19 protein-coding genes are annotated in these 25,747 nt (G+C 71.4%); 5 read left to right on the top strand and 14 right to left on the bottom strand.

The features are described 5' to 3' along the window. Window positions 1-27 precede the first annotated feature (27 nt). On the bottom strand, window positions 28-1,740 hold the full coding sequence (locus ACLIN4_RS25125) for an urease subunit alpha (RefSeq protein WP_107478621.1): 1,713 nt from the start codon (window positions 1,738-1,740) through the stop codon (window positions 28-30). Continuing rightward, window positions 1,737-2,495, bottom strand: coding sequence for an urease subunit gamma (ureA, locus tag ACLIN4_RS25120; protein ID WP_382024406.1), 759 nt, complete (start codon window positions 2,493-2,495; stop codon window positions 1,737-1,739). Before ureA ends, ACLIN4_RS25125 begins: the two co-directional genes overlap by 4 nt. A gap of 145 nt (window positions 2,496-2,640) precedes the next feature. On the opposite strand from ureA, the gene ACLIN4_RS25115 reads away from it, so the two are divergent. After that, on the top strand, window positions 2,641-4,086 hold the full coding sequence (locus ACLIN4_RS25115; RefSeq protein WP_411576251.1) for a cytosine permease: 1,446 nt from the start codon (window positions 2,641-2,643) through the stop codon (window positions 4,084-4,086). A 61-nt stretch (window positions 4,087-4,147) separates the two neighbouring features. Here ACLIN4_RS25115 and ACLIN4_RS25110 read toward each other — a convergent pair whose 3' ends face one another. The 5 genes from ACLIN4_RS25110 to ACLIN4_RS25090 all read right to left on the bottom strand — a co-directional run bounded on the left by ACLIN4_RS25110 (window position 4,148) and on the right by ACLIN4_RS25090 (window position 9,663). Then, window positions 4,148-5,236, bottom strand: coding sequence for a branched-chain amino acid aminotransferase (locus tag ACLIN4_RS25110; RefSeq protein ID WP_100049817.1), 1,089 nt, complete (start codon window positions 5,234-5,236; stop codon window positions 4,148-4,150). Between the two features lie 260 nt (window positions 5,237-5,496). Continuing rightward, complete coding sequence (locus ACLIN4_RS25105) at window positions 5,497-6,540, bottom strand: 3-isopropylmalate dehydrogenase (RefSeq protein ID WP_107478624.1); 1,044 nt, start codon at window positions 6,538-6,540, stop codon at window positions 5,497-5,499. 76 nt (window positions 6,541-6,616) lie between these two features. Further along, window positions 6,617-6,748, bottom strand: a complete 132-nt coding sequence (locus tag ACLIN4_RS25100; protein WP_007444772.1) for a hypothetical protein — start codon at window positions 6,746-6,748, stop codon at window positions 6,617-6,619. A gap of 307 nt (window positions 6,749-7,055) precedes the next feature. Next, window positions 7,056-8,687, bottom strand: coding sequence for an L-glutamate gamma-semialdehyde dehydrogenase (pruA, locus tag ACLIN4_RS25095; RefSeq protein ID WP_100049712.1), 1,632 nt, complete (start codon window positions 8,685-8,687; stop codon window positions 7,056-7,058). A gap of 49 nt (window positions 8,688-8,736) precedes the next feature. Next, on the bottom strand, window positions 8,737-9,663 hold the full coding sequence (locus ACLIN4_RS25090) for a proline dehydrogenase family protein (RefSeq protein WP_381914171.1): 927 nt from the start codon (window positions 9,661-9,663) through the stop codon (window positions 8,737-8,739). A gap of 183 nt (window positions 9,664-9,846) precedes the next feature. On the opposite strand from ACLIN4_RS25090, the gene ACLIN4_RS25085 reads away from it, so the two are divergent. After that, window positions 9,847-11,106, top strand: coding sequence for a PucR family transcriptional regulator (locus tag ACLIN4_RS25085; protein WP_382086720.1), 1,260 nt, complete (start codon window positions 9,847-9,849; stop codon window positions 11,104-11,106). Window positions 11,107-11,113: 7 nt separating this feature from the next. On the opposite strand, the gene ACLIN4_RS25080 is transcribed toward ACLIN4_RS25085, so the two are convergent. Beyond that, window positions 11,114-11,698: a TetR/AcrR family transcriptional regulator gene (locus ACLIN4_RS25080; protein WP_411576250.1), complete on the bottom strand. Its 585-nt coding sequence runs from the start codon at window positions 11,696-11,698 to the stop codon at window positions 11,114-11,116. Window positions 11,699-11,794: 96 nt separating this feature from the next. On the opposite strand from ACLIN4_RS25080, the gene ACLIN4_RS25075 reads away from it, so the two are divergent. Next, window positions 11,795-13,360: an MFS transporter gene (locus tag ACLIN4_RS25075; RefSeq protein WP_411576249.1), complete on the top strand. Its 1,566-nt coding sequence runs from the start codon at window positions 11,795-11,797 to the stop codon at window positions 13,358-13,360. Between the two features lie 58 nt (window positions 13,361-13,418). Here the strand turns inward: ACLIN4_RS25075 and serA are convergent, their stop codons facing one another. The 6 genes from serA to ACLIN4_RS25045 form a co-directional block, all read right to left on the bottom strand. Then, the gene (gene serA / locus ACLIN4_RS25070) at window positions 13,419-15,008 is read right to left on the bottom strand and encodes a phosphoglycerate dehydrogenase (protein ID WP_100047738.1); all 1,590 of its coding nucleotides are present in this window, start codon (window positions 15,006-15,008) and stop codon (window positions 13,419-13,421) included. A 261-nt stretch (window positions 15,009-15,269) separates the two neighbouring features. Continuing rightward, window positions 15,270-16,268 (bottom strand): ketol-acid reductoisomerase, encoded by a 999-nt coding sequence (gene ilvC / locus ACLIN4_RS25065; RefSeq protein ID WP_043379589.1) that lies wholly within the window; start codon window positions 16,266-16,268, stop codon window positions 15,270-15,272. Between the two features lie 117 nt (window positions 16,269-16,385). Further along, window positions 16,386-16,910 (bottom strand): acetolactate synthase small subunit, encoded by a 525-nt coding sequence (gene ilvN / locus ACLIN4_RS25060; protein WP_100047739.1) that lies wholly within the window; start codon window positions 16,908-16,910, stop codon window positions 16,386-16,388. A gap of 21 nt (window positions 16,911-16,931) precedes the next feature. Then, the gene (locus ACLIN4_RS25055; protein ID WP_289911647.1) at window positions 16,932-18,776 is read right to left on the bottom strand and encodes an acetolactate synthase large subunit; all 1,845 of its coding nucleotides are present in this window, start codon (window positions 18,774-18,776) and stop codon (window positions 16,932-16,934) included. A gap of 241 nt (window positions 18,777-19,017) precedes the next feature. Beyond that, window positions 19,018-22,026 (bottom strand): putative bifunctional diguanylate cyclase/phosphodiesterase, encoded by a 3,009-nt coding sequence (locus ACLIN4_RS25050; protein ID WP_179342662.1) that lies wholly within the window; start codon window positions 22,024-22,026, stop codon window positions 19,018-19,020. A gap of 417 nt (window positions 22,027-22,443) precedes the next feature. Further along, on the bottom strand, window positions 22,444-23,385 hold the full coding sequence (locus tag ACLIN4_RS25045) for a 2-hydroxyacid dehydrogenase (protein ID WP_289911644.1): 942 nt from the start codon (window positions 23,383-23,385) through the stop codon (window positions 22,444-22,446). 76 nt (window positions 23,386-23,461) lie between these two features. Here ACLIN4_RS25045 and ACLIN4_RS25040 point away from each other — a divergent pair, with 76 nt between their 5' ends. Together ACLIN4_RS25040 and ACLIN4_RS25035 are read left to right on the top strand one after the other, a co-directional pair. Then, complete coding sequence (locus ACLIN4_RS25040; protein ID WP_100047743.1) at window positions 23,462-24,460, top strand: aldo/keto reductase; 999 nt, start codon at window positions 23,462-23,464, stop codon at window positions 24,458-24,460. A 102-nt stretch (window positions 24,461-24,562) separates the two neighbouring features. After that, window positions 24,563-25,732 carry a PQQ-dependent sugar dehydrogenase gene (locus ACLIN4_RS25035; protein WP_290014067.1) on the top strand — a complete coding sequence of 390 codons (1,170 nt, stop codon included), beginning with the start codon at window positions 24,563-24,565 and terminating at the stop codon, window positions 25,730-25,732. Window positions 25,733-25,747: the final 15 nt, after the last annotated feature.

Genomic DNA, 25,747 nt, shown 5'->3' with positions numbered 1-25,747 from the left:
AGGTGTCCCAGGAGGTCGGGGGGCAGGTCAGAGGAAGTAGAGGCGGTTGAGGGAGACCGAGTCGGCCGGTTCGGAGCGCAACGGGTCGCCGTCGAGGGTGACGAGGCCGGTGCGCTGGTCCACGTCGACCGCGCCGGTACGGGAGTTCAGGCGCAGGTCGGCCGGACCGATGCCGCGGGTGCCGCGCACGGCGACCCTGCGCCGGCGGGTCGGCATGGTGTCGTTGCCCTGGTCGAGGGCGGCCTGCGCGACGAAGGCCACCGATATCTCGGCCGGGGTGGCGCCGTGGGCGCCGAACTGCGGACCGAGGACGAGGGGTTCGCAGGTGTCGGTGGCCGCGTTCGGGTCGCCGACCACGCCGTACGCCGGGAAGCCCGACTTGAGGACGAGCTGCGGCTTGGCGCCGAAGTGGTCCGGCCGCCACAGCACGATGTCGGCCAGCTTGCCGACCTCGATCGAGCCGACCTCGTGGGAGAGGCCGTGGGCGATGGCCGGGTTGACGGTCAGCTTGGCGATGTAGCGCAGGACGCGCTCGTTGTCGTCGTCCCCGTCGGCGCCGAACTGGGCCTTCATCTTGCCGGCCATCGCGAAGGTGCGGCGGACGGTCTCACCGGCCCGGCCCATGCCCTGCGCGTCGGAGGAGGTGATGCCGATGGCGCCCAGGTCGTGCAGCACGTCCTCGGCGCCCATGGTCCCGGCGCGGATGCGGTCGCGGGCCATGGCGGCGTCGCCCGGCAGGTCGGTCTTGAGGTCGTGGACGGAGACGATCATGCCGTAGTGCTCGGCGACCGCGTCCCGGCCGAAGGGCAGGGTGGGGTTGGTGGAGGAGCCGATCACGTTGGGCACGCCGGCCATCTTCAGGACGTTGGGGACGTGTCCGCCGCCGCAGCCCTCGATGTGGAAGGCGTGGATGGTGCGGCCCTCCAGGACGCGGAGGGTGTCCTCGACCGACAGGCACTCGTTCAGGCCGTCGCTGTGCAGGGCGACCTGGACGTCGTGCTCCTCGGCGACGCGCAGGGCGGTGTCCAGGGCGCGGGTGTGGGCGCCCATGTCCTCGTGCACCTTGAAACCGCTCGCGCCGCCCTCGGCCAGCGCCTCGATCAGCGGCGCCTCGTGGGACGACGAACCCCGGCCGAGGAAGCCGATGTTGACGGGCCAGGCGTCGAACGCGCCGAACGCGTGCTTCAGCGCCCAAGGCGAGTTGACGCCGACGCCCCACACCGGGCCGAACTCCTGCCCGATGATCGTCGTCACGCCGGACGCGAGCGACGCCTCCATGATCCGCGGTGAGAGCAGGTGGACGTGGGTGTCGACGGCTCCGGCGGTGGCGATGAGCCCTTCGCCGGAGACGATGGTGGTGCCGGTGCCGACCACGACGTCGACCCCGTCGAGGGTGTCGGGGTTGCCGGCCCTGCCGATCCCGCTGATCCGCCCCTCGCGGATGCCGATCGACACCTTCCTGATGCCCTGGACCGCGTCGATCACGACGACGTTGCTGATCACGACGTCGCAGGTCTCGCGGACGGCGGCGGCCTTGAGGTGCAGTCCGTCGCGGGCGGTCTTGCCGAAGCCGGCCAGGAACTCGTCGCCGTACCGCTGGGCGTCGGACTCCACGCGGATCACCAGCCCCGAGTCACCGAGGCGGACGCGGTCGCCGGCCCGGGGGCCGTGGGTGGCGGCGTAGGCGTGGGGGTCGACGTGGATCGACTCGCTGATCTCGCGTCCTTTCGAGCGGCTCATCGCCCGCCTCCTTCCGGTGCGTGCGGCTCTCCTGGTACTCCGCGCGCTTCCCGCTCTTCCTGCACTTCCCGTACGTCCTGTGCGACCCCCAGGTAGCCGCAGGCCGCGGCCCGCCGCAGCGCCTCTTCCCTCGCGCCCGGCGCGTCCAGCGGCCCGTCCACCAGGCCCGCGAAGCCGATCGCGATCCGCCGCCCGCCGATGGGCACGAGGCCGACCTCGGCGCTCTCCCCCGGCCCGATGCGGACCGAGGATCCGGCGGGGACGGCCAGCCGCATGCCGTAGGCCCGCTCGCGGTCGAAGTCCAGTCGCGGGTTGGCCTCGAAGAAGTGGAAGTGGGAGGTCACGGAGACCGGCACGGTCGCGGTGTTGGTCACCGGGATGCGCACCGCGGCCTCGGGCTCGGCGTGGTCGGGCCCGGGCAGCAGGGCGCCCGGTGCCTCCTCCCCCAGCCCGTCCCCGATGGGGTCGCCGACCACGGCGAGCCGGGACCCGTCGTCGAAGACGGCCTCCACGTGCACCTCGGTGACCACGTCCGCGACACCGGGCAGCACGTCGTCCGGGCCCAGCACGGACCGGGCCCGCTCGATCGCCTCCGCGAGCCGGGCGCCGTCGCGGGCGGCCTCGCACACGGTGTCCGCGATCAGCGCGGTCGCCTCCGGCACGTTGAGCCTGAGCCCACGGGCACGGCGGGCCCGGGCCAGCTCGGCCGCCCCGAAGAGCAGCAGCCGGTCACGTTCCGTGGGAGTCAGTCTCACGACGTGGCACCTCCTTGCCTTCCCTCGAATTTGAACATCACTCTAAGCGGCAAATACATGGAACGGAACCGTTGACGGACAGCAGCGCCGCACGTCACATTGAGCGTCGCTCTAAACCACAGGCGGCCGTCGAAGGAGACCAGCCATGCCGATCGAACAGCGCGGAGTCGACACCGTCCCCGAGGAGGAACGCACCAGCGGGCCGCGGGACCTCGTCTCGATCCTGCTGGGCTCCAACCTCTGCCTCGGCGTGATCGTCTTCGGCTGGCTGCCGCCGTCCTTCGGCCTGGACTGGTGGGCGTCGGTCAGCTCCGTGGTGGCGGGCACGGTCGTCGGCACGGTCTTCACGGCGCCGCTGGCCCTGGTCTCCCTGCGCACCGGCACCAACCTCTCCACGTCGTCCGGCGCCCAGTTCGGGGTGCGCGGGCGACTGGTCGGCTCGGTGGTGGGGCTGCTGCTCGCCCTCGGCTACACCGCGCTGACCGTGTGGATCGGCGGGGACGTGATGATGGGCGTGCTGGGCCGGCTCTTCGGTCTGCCGCAGGGCGGGGCCGCGTACGCCGTCGTCTACGGGCTGCTCGCCGCGGCGACCGTCGCGGGCGCGGTCTACGGCTACCGGGTGCTGCTCGCCATGTCCCGGGTGCTGGCCTTCGGCATGACCGCCCTGCTGGTCCTCGGACTGATCGCCTACGCCCCCGACTTCACGACCGCCGCGCTGCCCGAGGCGGGCGGCTACCTGCTGGGCGGGTTCTGGCCGACGTGGCTGCTCGCCGCCGTGGCCGCCGGTCTGTCCGGACCGATCGCGTTCATCACGCTGCTCGGCGACTACACGCGCTACATCTCACCGGCCCGCTTCTCCTCCCGCCGGGTCCTGCACGCGACCTGGCTGGGGCTGATGCTGGGCCTGCTGGTGCCGCAGCTCTTCGGCACCTTCACGTCGTACGCCGCCCGCGCCGCCCTCGACTACGCGGGTCCGCTGGTCGACGCCGCCCCCACCTGGTACCTGGTGCCGCTGCTGCTGGCCGCCTCCGCGGGCTCGGTCGGCAACGCGGGGCTGATGCTGTACTCCATGGGCCTGGACCTGGACGCCATCCTGCCGCGCGCCTCCCGGGCCCGGGCCACCTGCGCGGTCGCCGTCGTCGCCACCGCCTGCGTCTTCGCCGGCCACTACACCTGGGACGCGCAGGCGGCGATGACGTCCTTCGTGCTGCTGCTGACGGCGATCGGCACCCCGTGGGCCGTCATCACGATGATCGGCTTCGTGCGCTGCGGCGGGGAGTACGACGCCGACGCGCTCCAGGTCTTCAACCGCCGGGCGCGGGGCGGCGCCTACTGGTACCGCGCCGGCTGGAACCTCCCGGCCACGGCGGCCTGGGCGGCGGGCGCGGTGGTCGGCGTGCTGGCGGTGTCCCTGCCGTCGTACGAGGGACCGCTGCTGGCGCTCACCGGCGGGGTGGACTGCAGTTTCCTGCTGTCGGGGCTGGTGGGCGGGGTGGTGTACCTGCTCCTGTCTCAGCCCCGGGCTCGCTCTCGGCAGAGCCCGGGGGCGGCCGACTCGGCCCGTCCGGCGCTCGAGGACGAGGCCGTCTAGGCCGGAGCGGGGGGCCGGGGGCGAAGCCCCCGGCAAGGCCCGCCCCGGCGCCGGGCGCGCCTCAGACCAGCCGGTGCATCCACCCGTGCTTGTCCTCGGCGGTACCCCGCTGGATGTCCAGCAGCGCGTCGCGGAGCCGCTGCGTGACCGCCCCGGTCTCGCCCCCGCTCTGCTGCCACTGCGCACCGGCGCGCTTGACCGTGCCGACCGGCGTGATCACGGCCGCCGTACCGCAGGCGAAGACCTCGGTCAGGGTGCCGTTCTCCGAGTCGCGCTGCCACTGGTCTACCGAGATCCGGCCCTCCTCGGCCTCGTAGCCGAGGTCACGGGCGACGGTGAGGAGCGAGTCGCGGGTGACGCCCTCGAGGATGGAGCCGGTGAGCGTGGGCGTGACGATCTTGTCGCCGTACACGAAGTACAGGTTCATGCCGCCGAGCTCCTCGACCCACTTGCGCTCGATCGCGTCGAGGTAGCAGACCTGGTCGCAGCCCTTGGTGGCGGCCTCGGCCTGGGCGAGCAGGGAGGCCGCGTAGTTGCCGCCGGTCTTGGCGTCGCCCATGCCGCCGGGGACGGCGCGGACGCGGTCCTCGGAGACCCAGATGGAGACGGGCTTGACCCCGCCGGGGAAGTAGGCGCCGGCCGGGGAGGCGATGACCAGGAACTGGTACTCGTTGGCCGGCTTCACGCCCAGGCCGACCTCGGTCGCGATCATGAAGGGGCGCAGGTAGAGCGACTCCTCGCCGCCGTGCGCCGGGACCCACTTCTCGTCCTGCCGCACCAGCGCGTCGCACGCCTCGATGAAGGTCTCCACCGGCAGCTCCGGCATGCCCAGGCGGCGCGAGGAGGCCTGGAAGCGCTGGGCGTTCTTCTCCGGGCGGAAGGTGGCGACGCTGCCGTCGGGACGGCGGTAGGCCTTCAGGCCCTCGAAGATCTCCTGCGCGTAGTGCAGGACCATGGTGGCCGGGTCGAGGGAGAGCGGGCCGTACGGGACGAGCTGTCCGTCGTGCCAGCCGCGGCCCTCGGTCCACTTGATCGTCACCATGTGGTCGGTGAAGTGGCGGCCGAACCCGGGGTTGGCCAGAATCGCTTCCCGCTCGGCGTCGGAGAGCGGGGTGGCGGAGGGCTTGAGCTCGATCGTGGGCGTCGTCATGGGTTGTTGTCCTTCACCGGTTTTGATTGTGACGGGCCGCTGTCACGCCCGTACGGCCGGTGGCCGGTGCTAGGACGTCCGAGCATTCCCTCATGTCGCGGCTTCGCGTCCGATTATCGCGCGCGGCTCGTGACGGATGAAACGGGGTGAATGCGGCCCAGGGTTCGATGGTCGCACCTGGCGGACGCAGGAGAAAGCCGCCGGGTGCCTTGTTTTTCGGACCCGGCGGCTTCGAAAGGTTGGATTTCGAGCGTGCCGGATCAGCCGGCTACTCGTACGGCGAGCGCGTCGCCGATCTCCGAGGTGGAGCGGGCCGGCCGGCCGGCGCGCTCACCGAGGTCGGCCGAGACCGCGTCCTCGATGCGGGCGGCCTCGGCCTCGTAGCCGAGGTGGCGCAGCAGCAGGGCGACGGAGAGGACCGTGGCGGTGGGGTCGGCCTTGCCCTGGCCGGCGATGTCGGGCGCGGAACCGTGGACCGGCTCGAACATCGAGGGGAACTCACCGGACGGGTTGATGTTCCCGCTCGCGGCGACGCCGATGCCGCCGGAGACGGCCGCGGCGAGGTCGGTGATGATGTCGCCGAAGAGGTTGTCGGTGACGATCACGTCGAAGCGCTCGGGCTGGGTGACCAGGTAGATGGTCGCCGCGTCGACGTGCATGTACTCGGTGGTGACCTCGGGGTACTCCTCGGCCACCTTGTTGAAGACGTTCGTCCACAGGTGACCGGCGAAGGTCAGCACGTTGTTCTTGTGGATCAGCGCCAGCTTCTTGCGCGGGCGGGCCTGCGCGCGGGCGAAGGCGTCGCGCACGACGCGCTCGACACCGTAGGCCGTGTTGACGGAGACCTCGGTGGCGACCTCGTGCTCGGTGCCCTTGCGGATGGTGCCGCCGTTGCCGGTGTACGGGCCCTCGGTGCCCTCGCGGACGACGACGAAGTCGATCTCCGGCTGCCCGGCGAGCGGGGTGGCGACACCCGGCAGCAGCTTGGACGGCCGCAGGTTGACGTGGTGGTCGAAGGCGAAGCGGAGCTTGAGCAGGAAGCCGCGCTCCAGGACGCCGGACGGCACCGAGGGGTCGCCGATCGCGCCGAGCAGGATGGCGTCGTGCGCCTTGAGGGCGTCGAGGTCGGCGTCGGTGAGGGTCTCACCGGTGGCGTGGTAGCGCCGGGCGCCGAAGTCGAACTCCTTGGTCTCCAGCTTCACATCCTGCGGAAGGACGGCGGAGAGGACCTTCAGACCTTCGGCCACGACCTCCTGGCCGATGCCGTCACCGGGAATCACTGCGAGTTTGATGCTGGGAGACATGACGGCACCCTACTGCTCGTCCCACGGGATGACATGCGGCGTCCGGCATTCGGACGCCACTGTCGTCCCGCACGGCTCAGTGGCCGGTGGCGCCGCCGTTGTCCCGGCGGTCGAGGGCGCGCTGGAGGGCGGCGGCCGCGTTCTTGCGGTCGGAGTCGCTCGTACGGGAGAGGTGGCGGACTCGGCGGCGGACGGTGGTCTCGGCCATGGGAATCGACTCCTTCGGCACAGCACACGGGGTGCGGAGAAAGGGGATTGCGTGAGGCCGGAAGGGGCGGGGAGCGCGGAGCCGCAGGGGTTGCCTGCACGGGGCCCGGCTCACGACCGCCCTTCGCTCGATCGAGCGGGACGTTCGGCTCCTACAAAGCTAAGGGAGTGCGGAGCGTCTGTCTCCACAATTACTCGGACTTCCTACTATCTGAGACAGTGGCCTCGACCACACCATGCTGACCTGCGAAAACGCCGACGGGCCAGGTCGGGTGACCTGGCCCGCCGGCGGGCGTACCGAGGGGGCGTCAGCCCATGTGCGGGTACGTGTAGTCGGTCGGCGCGACCAGCGTCTCCTTGATGGCGCGGGTCAGCGTCCAGCGCATCAGGTTCTGCGGGGCGCCGGCCTTGTCGTTGGTGCCGGAGGCACGGCCGCCGCCGAAGGGCTGCTGGCCGACGACGGCGCCGGTCGACTTGTCGTTGATGTAGAAGTTGCCGGCCGCGTAGCGCAGCTTCTCCATCGTGTACGCCGCCGCCGCGCGGTCGTTGGAGATGACCGAGCCGGTGAGGGCGTAGTCGGAGACCGACTCCATCTGGGTCAGCATCTCGTCGTACTTGTCGTCCTCGTAGACGTACACGGCGAGGATCGGGCCGAAGTACTCGGTGCGGAAGACCTCGTTCTCCGGGTCGGTGCACTCGATGACCGTCGGACGGACGAAGTAGCCGACCGAGTCGTCGTAGGAGCCGCCGGCGACGATCGTGCAGGCGTCGTCCTGCTTGGCACGGTCGATGGCGGCCTTGTTCTTGGCGAAGGACCGCTCGTCGATGACGGCGCCGATGAAGTTCGACAGGTCGGTGACGTCACCCATGGTGAGGTAGTCGACCTCGGCGGCGAACTCCTCCTTGAAGCCGTCGTTCCAGATGGACGCCGGGATGTACGCGCGGGAGGTGGCGCTGCACTTCTGGCCCTGGTACTCGAAGGCACCGCGGGTCAGCGCGGTCTTCAGCACGGCGCGGTCGGCGCTCGGGTGGGCGACGAGGAAGTCCTTGCCGCCCGTCTCGCCGACCAGGCGCGGGTAGGTGCGGTACTTCTCGATGTTGTTGCCGACCGTCTTCCACAGGTGCTGGAAGGTCTTGGTCGAGCCGGTGAAGTGGATGCCCGCGAGGTCCCGGTGCTCCAGGGCGACCTCGGAGACCGCGATGCCGTCGCCGGTGACGAGGTTGATGACGCCCTTGGGCAGCCCGGCCTCCTCCAGCAGCTGCATCAGCAGCACGGCGGCGTGGGTCTGCGTCGGGGACGGCTTCCAGACCACCACGTTGCCCATCAGGGCCGGGGCGGTAGGCAGGTTGGCGGCGATCGCGCTGAAGTTGAAGGGCGTGATCGCGTAGACGAAGCCCTCCAGCGGACGGTGGTCCATGCGGTTCCACACGCCCGGGGAGTTGGCCGGGGGCTGCTCGGCCAGGATCTGGCGGGCGTAGTGGACGTTGAAGCGCCAGAAGTCGATCAGCTCGCAGGGGCTGTCGATCTCGGCCTGCTGGGCCGTCTTGGACTGGCCGAGCATGGTGGAGGCGGCGATGGTCTCGCGCCACGGGCCGGACAGCAGCTCGGCGGCGCGCAGGATGATCGCCGCGCGGTCGTCGAAGGACATCGCGCGCCACGCGGGGGCGGCGGCCAGGGCGGCGTCGATCGCGTCCTGGGCGTCCTGCTGGGTGGCGTTGGCGTACGTGCCCAGGCGCGCCTTGTGGTTGTGCGGCTGCACGACGTCGAAGCGCTCACCGCCGCCCATCCGCTTCTCGCCACCGATGGTGCAGGGCAGGTCGATCGGGTTGTCGGCCAGCTCCTTGAGCTTGGCCTCCAGACGGGCACGCTCGGGCGAGCCGGGGGCGTAGCCGTGCACCGGCTCGTTGACGGGGGTGGGGACCTGGGTCACAGCGTCCATGGGTTCCGTTACTCCTTGACTTGAGCGGGTTGTGCGAGCGGGTGCGGGCTCAGCCCTTGCTCACCATCGAGCGGGCGAAGAACCGGAGGTTGGCCGGCTTCTCCGCCAGACGGCGCATGAAGTAGCCGTACCAGTCGGTGCCGTAGGCGGTGTACACGCGCATGCGGTGGCCCTCGGCGGCGAGCCGCAGGTGCTCGTCGCCGCGGATGCCGTACAGCATCTGGAACTCGTACTCGTCGAGCTTGCGCCCGGCGGTGCGGGCCAGCTCCTGCGCGATGGAGATCAGGCGCGGGTCGTGGGACCCGATCATCGGGTAACCCTCGCCCTCCATCAGCGTCCGCAGGATGCGCACGTACGCCTTGTCGATCTCGTGGCGCTGCTGGTAGGCGACCTCGGCGGGCTCCTTGTAGGCGCCCTTCACCAACCGTACGCGAGAGCCGTTCTCGGCGAGCCGGCGCGCGTCGGCCTCGGTGCGGAAGAGGTAGGCCTGGATGACGCAGCCGGTCTGCGGGAAGTCCTTCCGCAGCTCCTCGTGGATGGCGAACATCGAGTCGAGGGTGGTGTGGTCCTCGGCGTCGAGGGTGACGGTGGTGCCGATCGCGGCGGCGGCCTCGACGACCGGGCGCACGTTCTTCAGGGCCAGCTCGTGGCCGCCGTCCAGCGCCTGGCCGAACATCGACAGCTTCACGGACATCTCGGCGCGGGTGCCGAGGTCCAGCGGCTCGAGCCGGTCGATCAGCTCCAGGTAGGCGTCGCGGGCGGCCTCCGCCTGCTCCGGGGTCGTGATGTCCTCGCCGACGACGTCCATCGTCAGCTCCAGGCCCTGCCCGGTCAGCTCCCGGATGATCGGGACGATCTCGTCGACCGTCTCGCCGGGGATGAACCGGTCGACGACCGGCTTGGTCACGGGCGCGGCGGAGACCAGCCGACGCATCCGGTCGCTGCGGGACGCGGCGAGAATCACGGGACCCAGCACGGGGCACCTCCACTTACCAACCAACACAGGGCCGTCGCCCGACGTTTCGGGAACGGCACGGAGAACCACCGTGAAATCTAAGGATGACCCCGATCGTGGGCCATCGACAGCTGTCACGCATCCGTGCCACGGATCTCAGACAGATGTATGAAGGCCGTGCGCAAATGCGGCAGAATGCCCAGGGTGACGTCGGATTCCAGAGGTGCCGCAGGCGCAGGCTCCGGGGGCGCCCGGGGCGACTACCAGGAGCTGGTCGACGAGATCTCCGAACTGCTGGGCGCCCCCGCGACCCTGGAGAACCGCGACTTCGAGCTGATCGCCTTCGGCGCCTACGACAGCGAGGGCGACCTGGACCCGTCCGTACTGGACCCGGTGCGCACCCGCTCGATCCTGACCCGGCGCTCCACCGCGGCCGTCCGGGCGTGGTTCGAGGGCTTCGGCATCACCCGCGCGAAGGGTCCCGTCCGCATTCCGCCGACCCCGGAGGCGGGGGTCTATCGCGGACGCACCTGCCTCCCGGTACGCCATCGGGGTGTCGTCCTCGGCTACGTGTGGCTCCTGGACACCGACCCCGGCCCGACCGAGCGGCAGCTGGCGGCGGCCATGGAGGTCACCGGCCGGATCGGCGCGCTGCTCGCGGACGAGGCGCAGCACGGCGCCGACCTGAGCCGGGAGCTGCGGGCGGTGCTGACCGCGGAGCGCGACTGGCAGCGGGACATGGCGGTGGCCGAGCTGCGCACCGCGCTCGGCGCCCGCGCGGACACCCCGCACGCCGTGGTGTGCGTGGCCCCCTGGCCGTCGGCCGACCCCGACGACGCCCCCTCGGTCCGTACGGTGCCGGGGGCGACGGCGCTGTGCACGGTGCCGTGGGGAGCGACGGCCCAGTCGCTGGCGCTGCTGGTCCGGTTGCGCTCGGCGGACGTGCTGACGCCGGCGACCTCGGCGGCGGGGCGGCTGCTGGAGCGGGCGCGGGGCGCGGCCGGGGCCGTCGGTTCGGCGGCCGGGGCGGTGGCGGCGGCCCGGGCGGGCGCGGTGACGGCGGCAGGGGTCTCCGCCCCGCGCACCGGCCTGGCGGAGCTGGGGGCCGCCTGGCAGGAGGCGTCGGCGGCGGCCCGGGCGGCGCGCGCCGAGAGCCGGTTCGGGCCGGTCGCCGAGTGGACGTCCATCGGGGCGTTCCGCCTGCTGACCGGGTTGCCGGCGCGGTCCGCCCATGACCCGGCCGTACGGGTGCTGCTCTCCCCCGCCCACCGCGAGCTGGCCCGCACCGCCGAGGTCTACCTGGACTGCGCGGGCCAGGCGGGCCGCACGGCCGCAGAGCTCGGCATCCACCGGCAGACCTTGTACTACCGGCTGTCCCGCGTCGAACAGCTCACGGGCCTGGACCTGGACGACGGGGAGGACCGGCTGCTGCTGCACATGGCGTTGAAGGCCGCCCGCCTGTGAGCGTCGCTCAGCCCTTGCGGACACCCTCGACGACCTGGCGCAGTCCCTCGGCGAGCCGGTCGGCCTCGGGGGCGTACTGCGGGCCGAACGACCACTGGACCATCAGGCCCATCAGCATCGTGACGTAGAAGCCGCCGAGGGTGTCGACGGTCTCCTCCGGGACGTCCTCCTCCCGGCCGCCCATGAAGAGCGTGACGAGACCGCGCGCGCCGTCCCGCTGGGCCCCCGCCAGGTGGTCCCGCACCTCGGGCAGCTGGTCGCCCATGGCCACGATCTCCATGCTGAGCCGCCACAGCGAGCCCGGGTCCCGCATGGTGCCGATGATGTTCGCCCACACCGCCGTGAACCGCTCCAGCGAGCCGGGATCGCCGGGCAGGTCCGCCTCGGGGCCGCCCTCGAAGGCGTCGGACATCGCCTCCACCAGCTCGACGTAGGCCTGTGCGAGCAGCGCGTCCTTCGAGCCGTAGTGGTAGCCGATCGACGCCAGGTTGGTGCCCGACTCCTTGACGATGTCCCGCGCGGTCGTCCGCGCGAACCCCTTCTGCAACAGGCAGCGCTTGGCGCCTTCGAGCAGGTCTTCGCGGTGTCCCATGGCGTCACCCTACTCCCGGCCCATACAACCGTCCCAGACGCACGTCTTATACAGCCGTCATAGACAGGTGTATAAGACGTGCGTACAGTCCTCGGTATGACAACCGATTCGACGAGCAACTCCCCCGTCGTACGCGCCGGCCGCCGCGAATGGACGGCGCTGTGCGTGCTGATGCTCCCGCTGCTGCTGGTCTCCATGGACGTGTCGGTCCTGTACTTCGCGATCCCGGCGATCAACGCCGACCTCGCGCCCAGCGGCACCCAGCAACTGTGGATCTTCGACGTCTACGCCTTCGCCGTGGCCGGCCTGCTGATCACCATGGGGTCGGTCGGCGACCGCATCGGCCGCCGCAGGCTGCTGATGATCGGCGCCGCGGCCTTCGGCGCCGCCTCGCTGACCGCGGCGTACGCGCACAGCGCCGAGATGCTCATCGCGGCCCGCGCGCTGCTCGGCATCGGCGGCGCGACCCTGATGCCCTCGACGCTGGCCCTGGTCCGCTCCCTGTTCACCGACCCCGCCCAGCGGGCGCAGGCCATCGCGATCTGGTCCGGCGTGATGACGGCCGGCGTGGCGCTGGGCTCGGTGCTGAGCGGGGTGCTGGTCGAGTTCTTCTGGTGGGGCTCGGTGTTCCTGGTGAACCTGCCGGCGATAGCCCTGCTCCTGGTCCTGGGCCCGCTCCTGCTGCCGGAGTCGAAAGACCCGGCGCCGGGCCGCTTCGACTGGGTGAGCGTTCCCCTGTCGATGGCCGCGGTGCTCCCGGTGGTCTACGGCCTCAAGGAGATCTCGACCGAGGGCTGGAACGTCCGGTACGTCATGGCGGTGACCGTGGGCCTGCTCTTCGCGGCGCTGTTCGTGCACCGGCAGCGGACCACCGCCTCGCCGATGGTCTCCCCCGCCCTCTTCCGCGCGCGCGGTTTCGCCCCGGCCGTCGTCCTCAACCTGGTCACGATGTTCGCGATGATGGGCTCGGCGTTCTTCACCACGCAGTACATCCAGTCGGTCGTGGGCAAGAGCGCGCTGGAGGCGGCCCTGTGGGCGCTGCTGCCCTCGGTGCCGATCGGCTTCGCGGCGCCGCTCGCGGCCCACCTGGTGCAGAAGGGCGTCAACCGTGCCCACGTGGTGTCGGCGGGCTTCGCCCTCGCCGCTTGCGGCTACGGCCTGCTGACGCTCGTGGACACGGACGCGCTGGCGCTGGGGCTGGTGGCCTGCGGGGTCCTCGCCTCGGGCGTCACCATGGTGATGTCCCAGATCATGGATCTCGCGCTGAGCGCCGCGCCGGTGGAGCGGGCCGGCTCCGCGTCCTCCCTCATGGAGACCGGCGCCGAGTTCGGCGGGGCGCTGGGAATGGCGGTGCTCGGCTCCATCGGTACGGCGGTCTACCGGCAGGAGATGCCGGACTCGGCACCGGAGGCGGCACACGAGACGCTGGGCAGCGCACTGGCCGTCGCCGGGCAGTTGCCGGGGCGCGCGGGAGACGCCCTGGCCACCGCGGCACGGGAGGCGTTCACCAGTGGGATGCACGCGGCGGCGATCGCGGGCGCGGTGGTGCTCGCCGGCGCGGCGGTCCTGGCGTCGGTCACGCTGCGGAAGGTCCGAGTGCGCGAGGAGACGTGCAAGGAGGACGCCGGACAGGCTGGACGTCCCAGCCCGTCCGGCGTTTGAGGACGAGCCCGTTCGGGGCGAACGGGGGTCCGGGGGCGGTAGCCCCCGGAGAGGTCACTCAGACCAGGTTCACCGACCGGGCCGACGTCGCACCGATCTCCGCGGCGACCTCGGCCAGCACCCCGGAGGGCACCGTGTCGTCGACGGTCAGCACGGCCAGCGCCTCGCCGCCGACCGTCGCACGGGCGACCTGCATGCCGGCGATGTTGATGCCGGCCTCGCCGATGACGCGGCCGACGGTGCCGACGACGCCGGGACGGTCCTCGTAGCGCAGGACGACCATGTGGTCGGCGAGGGCGAGGTCCACGTCGTACTCGCCGACGGCGACGATCTTCTGGAGGTGCTTGGGGCCGGCCAGCGTGCCGGAGACCGACACCTCCTCGCCGTCCTGGAGGGTGCCGCGCACGGTGACGACGTTGCGGTGCTCCGGGGACTCCGAGCTGGTGGTCAGGCGGACCTCGACGCCGCGCTCCTGGGCGAACAGCGGGGCGTTGACGTAGGAGACGGTCTCGTCGACGACGTCCTCGAAGACACCCTTGAGGGCGGACAGCTCCAGCACCTTCACGTCGTGCTGCGTGATCTCGCCGTAGACCTCGACGTCGAGGCGGACGGCGACCTCGCCGGCCAGCGCGGTGAAGATGCGGCCGAGGCGCTCGGCGAGCGGCAGACCGGGCTTGACGTCCTCGGCGATGACACCGCCCTGGACGTTGACCGCGTCGGGGACCAGCTCACCGGCGAGGGCGAGGCGGACCGACTTGGCGACGGCGATGCCGGCCTTCTCCTGGGCCTCGTCCGTGGAGGCGCCGAGGTGCGGGGTGCAGACGACCTGGTCGAACTCGAACAGCGGCGAGTCGGTGCAGGGCTCCTTGGCGTACACGTCGAGGCCGGCGCCGGCGACGCGGCCCTCCTTGAGCGCCGAGTACAGCGCCTCCTCGTCGACGATGCCACCACGCGCGGCGTTGACGATGCGCACGCTCGGCTTGACCTTGCGCAGCGCCTCGTCGCCGATCAGGCCGAGGGTCTCGGGGGTCTTGGGGAGGTGGACGGTGATGAAGTCGGAGACCTCGAGCAGCTCGTCCAGCGACAGCACCTTGACGCCCATCTGCGCGGCCCGCGCTGGCTGCACGTAGGGGTCGTAGGCGACGACCTTCATACCGAAGGCCGACATGCGCTGCGCGACCAGGGCGCCGATGCGGCCGAGGCCCACGACACCGAGGGTCTTCTCGGCCAGCTCGACGCCGGTGTACTTGCTGCGCTTCCACTCGCCGTTCTTCAGCGCGGCGTTGGCCTGCGGGATGTTGCGGGCGGTGGCGACGATCAGGCCGCAGGCCAGCTCGGCGGCGGTCACGATGTTGGAGGTCGGGGCGTTGACCACCATGACGCCGGCCTTGGTGGCGGCGGAGACGTCCACGTTGTCGAGGCCGACACCGGCGCGGGCGACGACCTTCAGCTTCTTGGCGGCGGCGATGGCCTCGGCGTCGACCTTGGTGGCCGAGCGGACCAGGATCGCGTCCACGTCGGCGATGGCGGGGAGCAGTTCGGCCCGGTCCGCGCCGTTGCACTGGCGGATCTCGAAATCGGGGCCGAGTGCGTCCACGGTCGCGGGCGACAGCTCTTCGGCGATGAGTACGACGGGTTTCGAGCTCACGTGAGTCCTCACAAGTCCAATGCGGACGGCCGTCCCGACGGCCGCATTCGGTGTCGCTGAGCCGCGTGGAAGACGCACGACGCTGTGGGCCTGACGCGTATGTTGTGCAGCAGTCTAGTGGCGTGGCGGAGGTCGTCCTGCGCCTCTGCGGAAGGATCACCCGTCCGTGGCTGGACGGGTTGGACAACGCCGCACTCCGACGTTACCCCGGGTTCGCCGAAGGGGCCGGGGCGGCATCGCCCCGCCCCCCGGCGCTGAGGCTTACGCCTCCTCGTCGACCCAGCTCATGAGCTTGCGCAGCTCCTTGCCGGTGGTCTCCAGCAGGTGCTCGGAGTCCTGCTGCTTGTACTCGTTGTACTTCTTCAGACCGCCGTGGTACTCGTCCATCCAGTTCTTGGCGAAGGTGCCGTCCTGGATCTCGGCGAGGACCTTCTTCATCTCGGCCTTGGTGGCGTCGGTGATGATCCGCGGGCCGGTGACGTAGTCGCCCCACTCGGCGGTCTCGGAGATCGACCAGCGCATCTTCTCCAGGCCGCCCTCGTACATGAGGTCCACGATCAGCTTCAGCTCGTGCAGGCACTCGAAGTAGGCGATCTCCGGCTGGTAGCCGGCCTCGGTCAGGGTCTCGAAGCCCGCCTTGACCAGCGCGGCGGTGCCACCGCAGAGGACGGCCTGCTCGCCGAAGAGGTCGGTCTCGGTCTCCTCGGTGAAGGTCGTCTTGATGACGCCGGCGCGGGTGCCGCCGATGCCCTTGGCGTACGACAGGGCCAGCGCGAAGGCGTTGCCGGAGGCGTCCTGCTCGACGGCGGCGATGCAGGGAACGCCGCGGCCCTCCTCGTACTGACGGCGCACCAGGTGGCCCGGGCCCTTGGGGGCGACCATGCAGACGTCCACGCCGGCCGGGGGCTTGATGAAGCCGTAGCGGATGTTCAGGCCGTGGCCGAAGAACAGGGCGTCGCCGTCCTTCAGGTTGTCCTTGATGTGCTCCTCGTAGACCTGGGCCTGGATGGGGTCCGGGACGAGGATCATGATGACGTCGGCCTCGGCGGCGGCCTCGGACGGGCTCACCACGCGCAGGCCCTGCTCCTCGGCCTTGGCCTTGGACTTGGAGCCCTCGTGCAGACCGACGCGCACGTCGACGCCGGAGTCGCGCAGCGACAGGGCGTGGGCGTGGCCCTGGCTGCCGTACCCGATGACCGCGACCTTGCGGCCCTGGATGATGGACAGGTCGGCGTCGGCGTCGTAGAACAGCTCGGCCACTGGGTTCTCTCCTTGAGTGCAGGTGTTGCGTCCCACCGTATGCCGGTGAGGGGAAGGGAAGGTTCGGGGTCTCGGAATGCGGGCGGCCGGGATGTCCACGGCCGCCCGTTTCCGTCGTTATGCGGACCGGTCGAGTGCGCGCAGCGAGCGGTCCGTGATCGAACGGGCGCCGCGGCCGATGGCGATCGTGCCGGACTGGACGAGTTCCTTGATGCCGTACGGTTCCAGCATCCGGAGCATGGCGGACAGCTTGTCGCTGCTGCCGGTGGCCTCGATGGTCACGGCCTCCGGGGAGACGTCGACGGTCTTGGCGCGGAAGAGCTGGACGATCTCGACGATCTGGGAACGCGTCTCGTTGTCGGAGCGCACCTTCACCAGGACGAGTTCGCGCTGGACGGCCTGACTCGGCTCCAGCTCGACGATCTTGAGCACGTTCACCAGCTTGTTGAGCTGCTTGGTGACCTGCTCCAGCGGGAAGTCCTCGACGCTCACCACGATGGTGATGCGGGAGATGTCGGGGTGCTCGGTGACACCGACGGCGAGGGAGTCGATGTTGAAGCCGCGGCGGGAGAAGAGGGCGGTGATCCGCGCCAGGACGCCGGGGGTGTTCTCCACCAGGACGGAGAGCGTGTGCTTGGACATGGTCTCTTCGGTCTCTCTCGCTCAGTCGTCTTCGTTGTCGCCGAAGTCGGGGCGGACGTCCCGGGCGGCCATGATCTCGTCGTTGGAGGTGCCGGCGGCGACCATCGGCCAGACCATGGCGTCCTCGTGGACGATGAAGTCCACGACGACCGGGCGGTCGTTGATGGAGTTGGCCTCCTCGATGACCTTGTCGAGGTCGGCCGGGTCCTCGCAACGGATGGCGTGGCAGCCCATGGCCTCCGACAGCTTGACGAAGTCGGGGACGCGGGTGCCGCGGGCCTCCGGGTTGACGTCGTCGGGGCCGGAGTGCAGCACGGTGTTGGAGTACCGCTGGTTGTAGAAGAGGGTCTGCCACTGGCGGACCATCCCGAGGGCGCCGTTGTTGATGACGGCGACCTTGATCGGGATGTTGTTCAGGGCGCAGGTGGTCAGTTCCTGGTTGGTCATCTGGAAGCAGCCGTCGCCGTCGATCGCCCAGACGGTCCGGTCGGGGACGCCGGCCTTGGCACCCATGGCGGCCGGGACGGCGTAGCCCATGGTTCCGGCGCCGCCGGAGTTCAGCCAGGTGGCGGGCTGCTCGTACTGGACGAAGTGCGCGGCCCACATCTGGTGCTGGCCCACGCCGGCCGCGAAGACCGTGCCCTCGGGCGCCAGCTGACCGATGCGCTCGATGACCGCCTGCGGGGAGAGCGAACCGTCCTCCGGCTGGTCGTAGCCGAGGGGGTAGGTGTCGCGCCAGCGGTTGAGGTCCTTCCACCAGGCGCTGTAGTCGCCCGTGTTGCCCTCGCTGTGCTCCTTCTGGACGGCCTGCACGAGGTCGGCGATGACCTCGCGGGCGTCGCCCACGATCGGCACGTCGGCGGCGCGGTTCTTGCCGATCTCGGCCGGGTCGATGTCGGCGTGGACGATCTTGGCGTACGGGGCGAAGCTGTCGAGCTTGCCGGTGACGCGGTCGTCGAAGCGGGCTCCGAGGGCGACGATCAGGTCGGCCTTCTGCAGCGCGGTGACGGCGCTGACCGAACCGTGCATGCCCGGCATGCCCACGTGCAGCGGGTGGCTGTCGGGGAACGCGCCGAGCGCCATCAAGGTGGTGGTGACGGGCGCTCCGGTGAGTTCGGCGAGGACCTTCAGCTCGGCGGTGGCCTGCGCCTTGAGGACGCCGCCGCCGACGTAGAGGACCGGCCGCTTGGCGGCGGTGATCAGCTTGGCGGCCTCGCGGATCTGCTTGGCGTGCGGCTTGGTGACCGGGCGGTAGCCGGGCAGGTCCATGACCGGGGGCCAGGAGAAGGTGGTCTTCTTCTGGAGGATGTCCTTGGGGATGTCGACCAGGACCGGGCCGGGGCGCCCGGTGGAGGCGATGTGGAACGCCTGCGCGATGACCCGGGGGATGTCCTCGGCCTGGGTGACCAGGAAGCTGTGCTTGGTGACCGGCATGGTGATGCCGACGATGTCCGCCTCCTGGAAGGCGTCCGTCCCGATCGCGGACGACACCACCTGGCCGGTGATCGCGACCAGCGGCACGGAGTCCATGTGCGCGTCGGCGATCGGGGTGACCAGGTTGGTGGCGCCGGGTCCCGAGGTCGCCATGCAGACGCCCACCTTGCCGGTGGCCTGCGCGTAGCCGGTGGCCGCGTGGCCGGCGCCCTGCTCGTGGCGGACCAGGACGTGGCGCACGCGGGTGGAGTCCATCAACGGGTCGTACGCCGGGAGGATGGTGCCGCCGGGAATGCCGAATACCGTGTCGACCCCGACCTCCTCGAGGGAGCGGATGAGGGACTGCGCACCCGTGACGTGCTCGGGGGCGGACTGTCCTCCGGATCGGGGCCGGGGCTGCGGGTGATGGGCCCCGGTGGCCTGCTCGGTCATCGGCATTCTCTTCTCGATGCTGAGGGTTTTTGCGAGTTTTGGGCGATGCGTGACTGTTGCTCAGCGGTGCTGGTGCAACAAAAAACCCCTCGTGCCAAAAGGCAAGCGAGGGGAGCGCGCCGGGTGTGGGTCGCAGGGAGTCCGGAAGGGTCCGGACGTCACCTGCTCAGCCGACGCGCTTTCCAAGTACGAGAATTCGGGTGCGCATGGCACTGACCCTCCACCCGGCACACACTCACTGTCAAGTGGGTGGGACGGGCGTCTCATTATGTGAGCGGAGGGACGTGCCACCATGCAGGACGGTGGGCAGACCGGCCGTGACACCGCCCGCGAAGGCGGGTTCGGCCGGACCGTGCGGCACCGGGTAGCGACCGGTGCCGAGCGCCCTGCGCAGCCGGTACTCGTCCAGCGGCCCGGAGAACGCCATGCCCTGCCCGTGCGTACACCCCATCGCGCGCAGGGCGACGATCTGCTCGGGCAGGTCCACCCCGTCGGCCACGGACTTCAGCCCCAGGTCGGTGGCGATGCGCAGCAGACCACTGGTGATCTTGTGCAGCCGCGCCGACTCCACGACGCCCTCGACGAGCCCCCGGTCGAGCTTGAGCACGTCCACGGGGAGGCGCCGCAGCGCGGTGATCGCCGCGTAGCCGCTGCCGAAGCCGTCCAGGGCGATGCGGACGCCGACTCTCCGCAGGGCGTTCAGCCGACGGTCCAGCTCGTCCAGGCCGACCCGTGGATCGATGTCCGACAGCTCGATCACAAGAGAGCCCGGGGCCAGCCCGTGCCGGGTGAGCAAGGCCTCCACGGTCCCCAGCGGCATGGAGCGGTCCAGCAGACGGCGGGCGCCGATCCGTATGGCGACGGCCACCGGCAGACCGGCCGCCGCGCGCTCGGCGGCCTGCTCCACGGCCTCCTGGAGCACCCAGCGGTCCAGCTCGGCGGTCCTGTCGCCGTCCTCGCTCACGCGCAGGAACTCCGCCGGGGTGAACAGGACCCCCTGGGAGGAGCGCCAGCGCGGGCGGGCGCAGACCGACGAGATCCGGCCGTCCGTCAGGGAGACCACCGGCTGGTGCAGGAGCGCGAACTCCCCGTCCTGCAACGCGGCCCGCAGGCGCGTCGCCAGCTCGGCCTTGCGCACGACGTCCTGCTGCATCTGCGGTCTGTACAGCTCGACGCGCCCCTTGCCGCCGGCCTTGGCGCGGTACATCGCGAGGTCGGCGTTGCGCAGCAACTCGCCCGCGCCGAGGCCGGGTTCGGCGAAGGCGACTCCGATGGAGGCGTTGACCCGGACCTCGTTCCCGTCGATGAGGTACGGCTGCGAGAGGGTCGTCCTGAGACGGTCGGCGAGTTCCAGGATCTGCCGCTCGCGGGCGCCCCGCTCCCGGGCGGCGCCGTCCCCGACGATCAGGGCGGCGAACTCGTCGCCGCCCAGCCGGGAGGCGGTGTCGCCCTTGCGGACGGCCTCGTGCAGTCTGCGGGCGGCCTGGACCAGCAGCTCGTCGCCGGCCTGGTGCCCGATGGTGTCGTTGACGGCCTTGAAACCGTCCAGGTCGATGAAGAGCACCGCGGTGCCGCGCAGGGCGGCGCCCCGGTCCGAGGCGCGACGGCCGGACAGGGCCTGCTGGACGCGCCGCGTGAACAGGGCGCGGTTGGGCAGGTCGGTGAGCGGGTCGTGTTCGGCGTTGTGCTGGAGCTGCGCCTGCAGGCGCACTCTTTCGGTCACGTCCCGGCTGTTGAAGATCAGGCCGCCGTGGTGCCGGTTGACGGTGGACTCGACGTTGAGCCAGCCGCCCTCCCCGGAGCGGAAGCGGCACTCGATGCGCGTGGTGGGCTCCTCCACCGGATTCGCGGCGAGGAACCGGCGCACTTCGTGGACCACGCAGCCGAGGTCCTCCGGGTGGATGAGACCGGCCAGCTCGCTGCCGACCAGTTCCTCGGCCGGGCGCCCGTAGACCCCCGCGGCGGCCGGGGAGACGTAGCGGAGGATGCCGTTGGGCGCGGCGATCATGATGACGTCGCTGGAGCCCTGCACCAGGGAGCGGAAGTGGTTCTCCTTCTGGGCCAGTTCCTGGGTGAGGGTGATGTTGTCGAGCAGCATGATGCCCTGGCGCACGACGAGGGCGAGCACCACGGTGCCGCCGGTCAGCAGGACCACGCGGTCGACGCTGCGGCCGTTGAGGACGTTGTAGAGGATGCCCAGGGTGCAGACGGCGGCGGCGAGGTACGGCGTGAGCGCGGCCAGGGAACCGGCGATGGGCCGGGCGGCGGGATAGCGCCCGCGCTCGCTCGCCGGGCCGGAGCCGGACGTGGGACCGGGCACGGCCGCCGGTGCCGGACGGTGGCCGGTGGCACCCCGCTGGCCGGGCACGTGTTCGCGCACCACGCGTGTGTGCCCGCCGGCCCGGTCCTCGTCGGCCGCCCGTCCGCGCCGGGAGGCGGCCCAGGGGGCGTAGGCGAGCAACAGCGAACCGGCGAACCAGCCGGCGTCGAGCAACTGGCCGGAGCGGTAGCTGTTGTGCAGCAGCGGCGAGGTGAACAGGGCGTCGCACATCACCGTCAGGGCCAACGCGCCGATGGCGGTGTTGACCGCGGAACGGCAGACCGGTGAGCGCCTGAAGTGCAGGGCGAGCACCATGCTGACGAGCGCGATGTCGAGCAGCGGGTACGCCACCGTGAGCGCGGAGTGGGCCACGCTGGAACCACCGTCGGCCTTGGCCGCCTGGGCGAGCGCGAGGCTCCACGCCAGGGTCAGCAGCGAGCCGCCGATCAGCCAGGCGTCGAGGCCGAGGCAGATCCAGCCCGCCTTCGTCACCGGCCGCTTGGCCAGCACCAGCAGCCCCACGATGGCGGGCGGCGCGAAGCACAGGAAGAACAGGTCCGCGTAGCTGGGGCTGGGCACGGGCTGCCGCAGGACGACCTCGTACCACCCCCAGACCGCGTTGCCCAGGGAGGCCATCGCCGAGGAGAGGGCGAACAGCAGCCAGGCGGGCCGGAAGCGGACGCGGGGTCCACGGGCGTAGACGAAGCAGGAGACGGCGGCGGCGGCCGCGGCGGCGCTCAGCCCGAAGTCGCCCATGACCTTGGCGACGTAGTCCGACCCCCAGCCGAACGCGGAACCGACGGCGTATCCCGCGCAGACCAGGGCCAGGACGAGCTGGCGGACGAGGGTCGGTCCGCCGGTGGCGGCCGACGACCGGGACGACGGCGCGGGGCCGGGCGAGGGCTGCGCGCGGAGGGCGCCGTCCAGCATGGGTACGGGGGTCGGCGGACTCACCGGGGCCTCCCGGTCCGCGCCGCTCCCGAGGCCCGCGTGCCCCTCGGCATCGCCTGTGCCTGTGTCCTGCGGCCGCCGTGCCGGTGCCGGTGAGGGCCGGGCAGACCGTGGTGGCCCGGCCGGCCCCGTCTGCGCGCGGTCGTGGTCGTGCGCCAGGGTCGCCGGCGGCGGCTCCGCCACGTCGGGTCGTTCGTCCATAGGCCGTGCATCGCCCGTCGCCCCCCTCACAGTCTGAGATCCATCCCCGGCGCCGACCGGTGCGCGGCGCGTCCCCTGTCGGACGATACACCAGGTTCGTCACTCAGGGACATAGGTTCTCTACTCTCCGTGACGACCAGGGGATATGCGCGTACCCACCGCATCCGGGAGGTTGCGGAGGGTACCCGAAGCGGACTACGCGCCCGTCGTCAGGATCACGTTGCGCAGCGGCTCCCGGTTCACGAAACGGCTCAACTGGTCCACCAGCAACCGCTTGGCGCGCGGCAGGAATGCGGAGGTCGGGCCCCCGGCGTGCGGGCTGACGAGCACGCCCGGAGCCTGCCACAGGGGGTGGCCCGGCGGCAGCGGTTCGGGATCGGTCACGTCGAGGGCGGCGATGATGCGCCCGCTCTCCAGTTCGGTGAGCAACGCCTTCGTGTCGACGACGGGGCCGCGCGCGACGTTGACGAGCAGGGCACCGTCCTTCATGCGGGACAGGAACTCCGCGTCGGCCAGGCCGCGGGTCGCCTCGGTGAGCGGAGTGGAGAGGACGACGACGTCCGCCTCCGGGAGCAGGGCGGGCAGTTCGGTGAGCGGGTGCACCGGGCCGCGCGCCGTGGTGCGTGCGGAGCGCGCGACGCGCACGACCGGCGCGACCTCGAACGGCACGAGCCGGTCCTCGATCGCGGCGCCGATCGATCCGTAGCCGACGATGAGCACCTTCCGGTCGGCGAGCGCGGGCCGGAAGCCGCCCAGCCACTCGCCCCGGTCCTGCGCCCGGACGAAGTCGGGAACGCCGCGCAGGGAGGCGAGGATCAGGGTGAGGGTGAGTTCCGCGGTGCTGGCCTCGTGCACGCCGCGCGCGTTGCACAGCTGAACACCCTCGGGCAGGTGCCGCAGTCCGGGCTCCACGTGGTCGATGCCCGCGGAGAGGGTCTGGACGACCCGGACGGAGCGCATCTCGGGCAACGGGCGGGTGCCGATGCCGCTGGGCTTCATGTAGGGGACGACGTAGTACGCGCAGTCGGCCGGGTCGGCGGGGAAGGTCTCCTCGCCGTTCCAGTAGCGGTAGGCGGGGCCCTCGGGAAGACCCTCGATCTCGTCCGGCGGGATGGGCAGCCACACGTCAGCAGTCATGGTCAGGAGGCTATGTCAGGGGTGCGGAAGGGCAGAGGTTAGGTTGGGTGGCCTGACGAGGGAGGGTCACGACCAGGTGGAGCGCAGGACGATCGGCGCGACGGCACTCGCGGTGGGGGCCGTCGGACTGGGGTGCATGCCGATGAACTGGGCGTACAGCGCGTCCCGGCAGCGGGGCGAGGAGTCGGTCAGGGCGGTGCACCGGGCCCTGGACCTGGGCGTCTGTCTGCTCGACACGGCCGACATGTACGGCCCGTTCACCAACGAGCTCCTGCTCGGGCGGGTGTTGAAGGAGCGGCGGCAGGACGCCTTCGTGTCGACCAAGGTCGGGCTGCTGGTGGGCGATCAGCACATCGTGGCCAACGGCCGCCCCGGCTACGTGAAACGTGCCTGCGACGCGTCCCTGCGCCGGCTGCAGACGGACGTCATCGACCTCTACCAGCTGCACCGCGCCGACCCCGAGGTGCCCGTCGAGGAGACCTGGGGTGCGATGGCGGAGCTGGTGCGGGCCGGGAAGGTCCGGGCGCTCGGGCTCTGCGCGGTCGGCGCGCGGTCGGCCCGGCGGCCGGGTGCTCGGCTGCACGACGCGACGGTGCGGCAGCTGGAGCGGGTGCAGCAGGTGTTCCCGGTGAGCGCGGTCGAGGCCGAACTGTCGGTGTGGTCGCCGGAGGCGCTGCGGACCCTGCTGCCGTGGTGCGTCTCGCGCGGCGTGGGCTTCCTGGCGGCGATGCCGCTCGGCAACGGCTTCCTGACCGGCACGCTGACCCCCGGCCAGGGCTTCGAACCCGAGGACCTGCGCGCCCGGCACCCCCGCTTCACCGCCGAGATGATGGCCGCCAACCAGCCGATCGTGGCGGGCCTGCGCCGGATCGCGGCCCGGCACGGAGACTCGGTCACGCCGGCGCAGGTGGCGCTGGCCTGGGTGCTGGCGCAGGGGCGGCACGTGGTACCGGTGCCGGGGACCAAGCAGGAGCGCTGGGTGAGCGAGAACGCGGGGGCGGCCGCCCTGCGGCTGACCGAGGAGGACCTGGCGGAGGTGCGCCGGCTGCCGGCGGCCCAGGGTTCGTGGGAGTGACGCACGCGATTGCCGGGTTCGGGATTCGGCGATCGGGAACTTGGAGGGCGCGTGCGGTGTATGACAAGGAGAACCCGCCGCGTCGAAGGGACCCTGTCGACCATGATCGTGCAACGTCGAGCCGTGTCGGCCGTGTTGGCCGCCGCCGCCCTGCTGCTGACGGCCGGCTGCTCCTCCGACGGCGGGCAGCCGTCGGGCGCGGACGGCGGCACCTCTCCGAGCCGTACGGCGGCTGAGTCGTCGCCCCCGGGATCGGCCACCGAGGAGACCCCGCCCGCGAAGGGCTCCGTGGAGGTGGTCCGCACGGTCGCCACGGGCCTGAGGAGCCCCTGGGGTCTGGCACCGCTGCCCGGCGGCGGCCTGCTGGTCTCCTCCCGTGACGAGGCCACGATCACGCGGGTCGACGAGGAGACCGGCGAGAAGACGGAGCTGGGCGAGGTGCCCGGGGTGTCCGCGTCCGGCGAGGGCGGCCTCCTCGGCATCGCGCTCTCCCCCGACTACGCCTCGGACCGGATGGTCTACGCGTACTTCACCTCGGCCTCGGACAACCGGATCGTGCGCATGCGCTACGACGAGAAGGAGCCGCCCGGCGAGCAGCTGGGCGAGCCGGACACGGTCTTGAGGGGCATCCCCAAGGGTGAGATCCACAACGGCGGCCGGATCGCCTTCGGTCCCGACAAGATGCTCTACGCGGGCACCGGCGAGAGCGGTGACACCGGGCTGTCGCAGGACAGGGAGTCCCTGGGCGGCAAGATCCTCAGGATGACGCCGGACGGCGAGCCGGCGCCCGGCAACCCCTTCCCCGACTCCGTCGTGTACTCGTACGGCCACCGGAACGTGCAGGGGCTGGCCTGGGACGACGAGCAGCGGCTGTTCGCCTCGGAGTTCGGGCAGCAGACCTGGGACGAGCTGAACGCGATCGAGCCGGGAGACAACTACGGCTGGCCCGAGGCCGAGGGCAAGGGCGGCGGCTCCGGGTTCCACGACCCGCTCGCCCAGTGGAGCACCGACGAGGCCTCCCCCAGCGGCGCCGCCTTCGCCGAGGGCTCGGTGTGGATGGCGGGCCTGCGCGGTGAGCGTCTGTGGCGGATCCCGCTGAAGGGCACGGAGGCGGCGGCCGATCCGCAGGCGTTCCTCCAGGGCGAGTACGGCCGGCTGCGCACGGTGGTCCCGGCCGGCGGCGACAGGCTGTGGCTCATGACCAGCAACACGGACGGCCGGGGCGACGCGAAGGAGGACGACGACCGGATCCTGGAGCTGCGGGTGACCTGAGGGCGCCCGGGCGGC

It is taken from the genome of Streptomyces mutabilis (genome assembly GCF_046628145.1).
In the GTDB taxonomy this organism is placed as follows: Bacteria; Actinomycetota; Actinomycetes; order Streptomycetales; family Streptomycetaceae; genus Streptomyces; species Streptomyces mutabilis.
The sequence above is the reverse complement of the archived record's forward strand: the minus strand, read 5'-3'. Positions and strand labels throughout refer to the sequence as shown.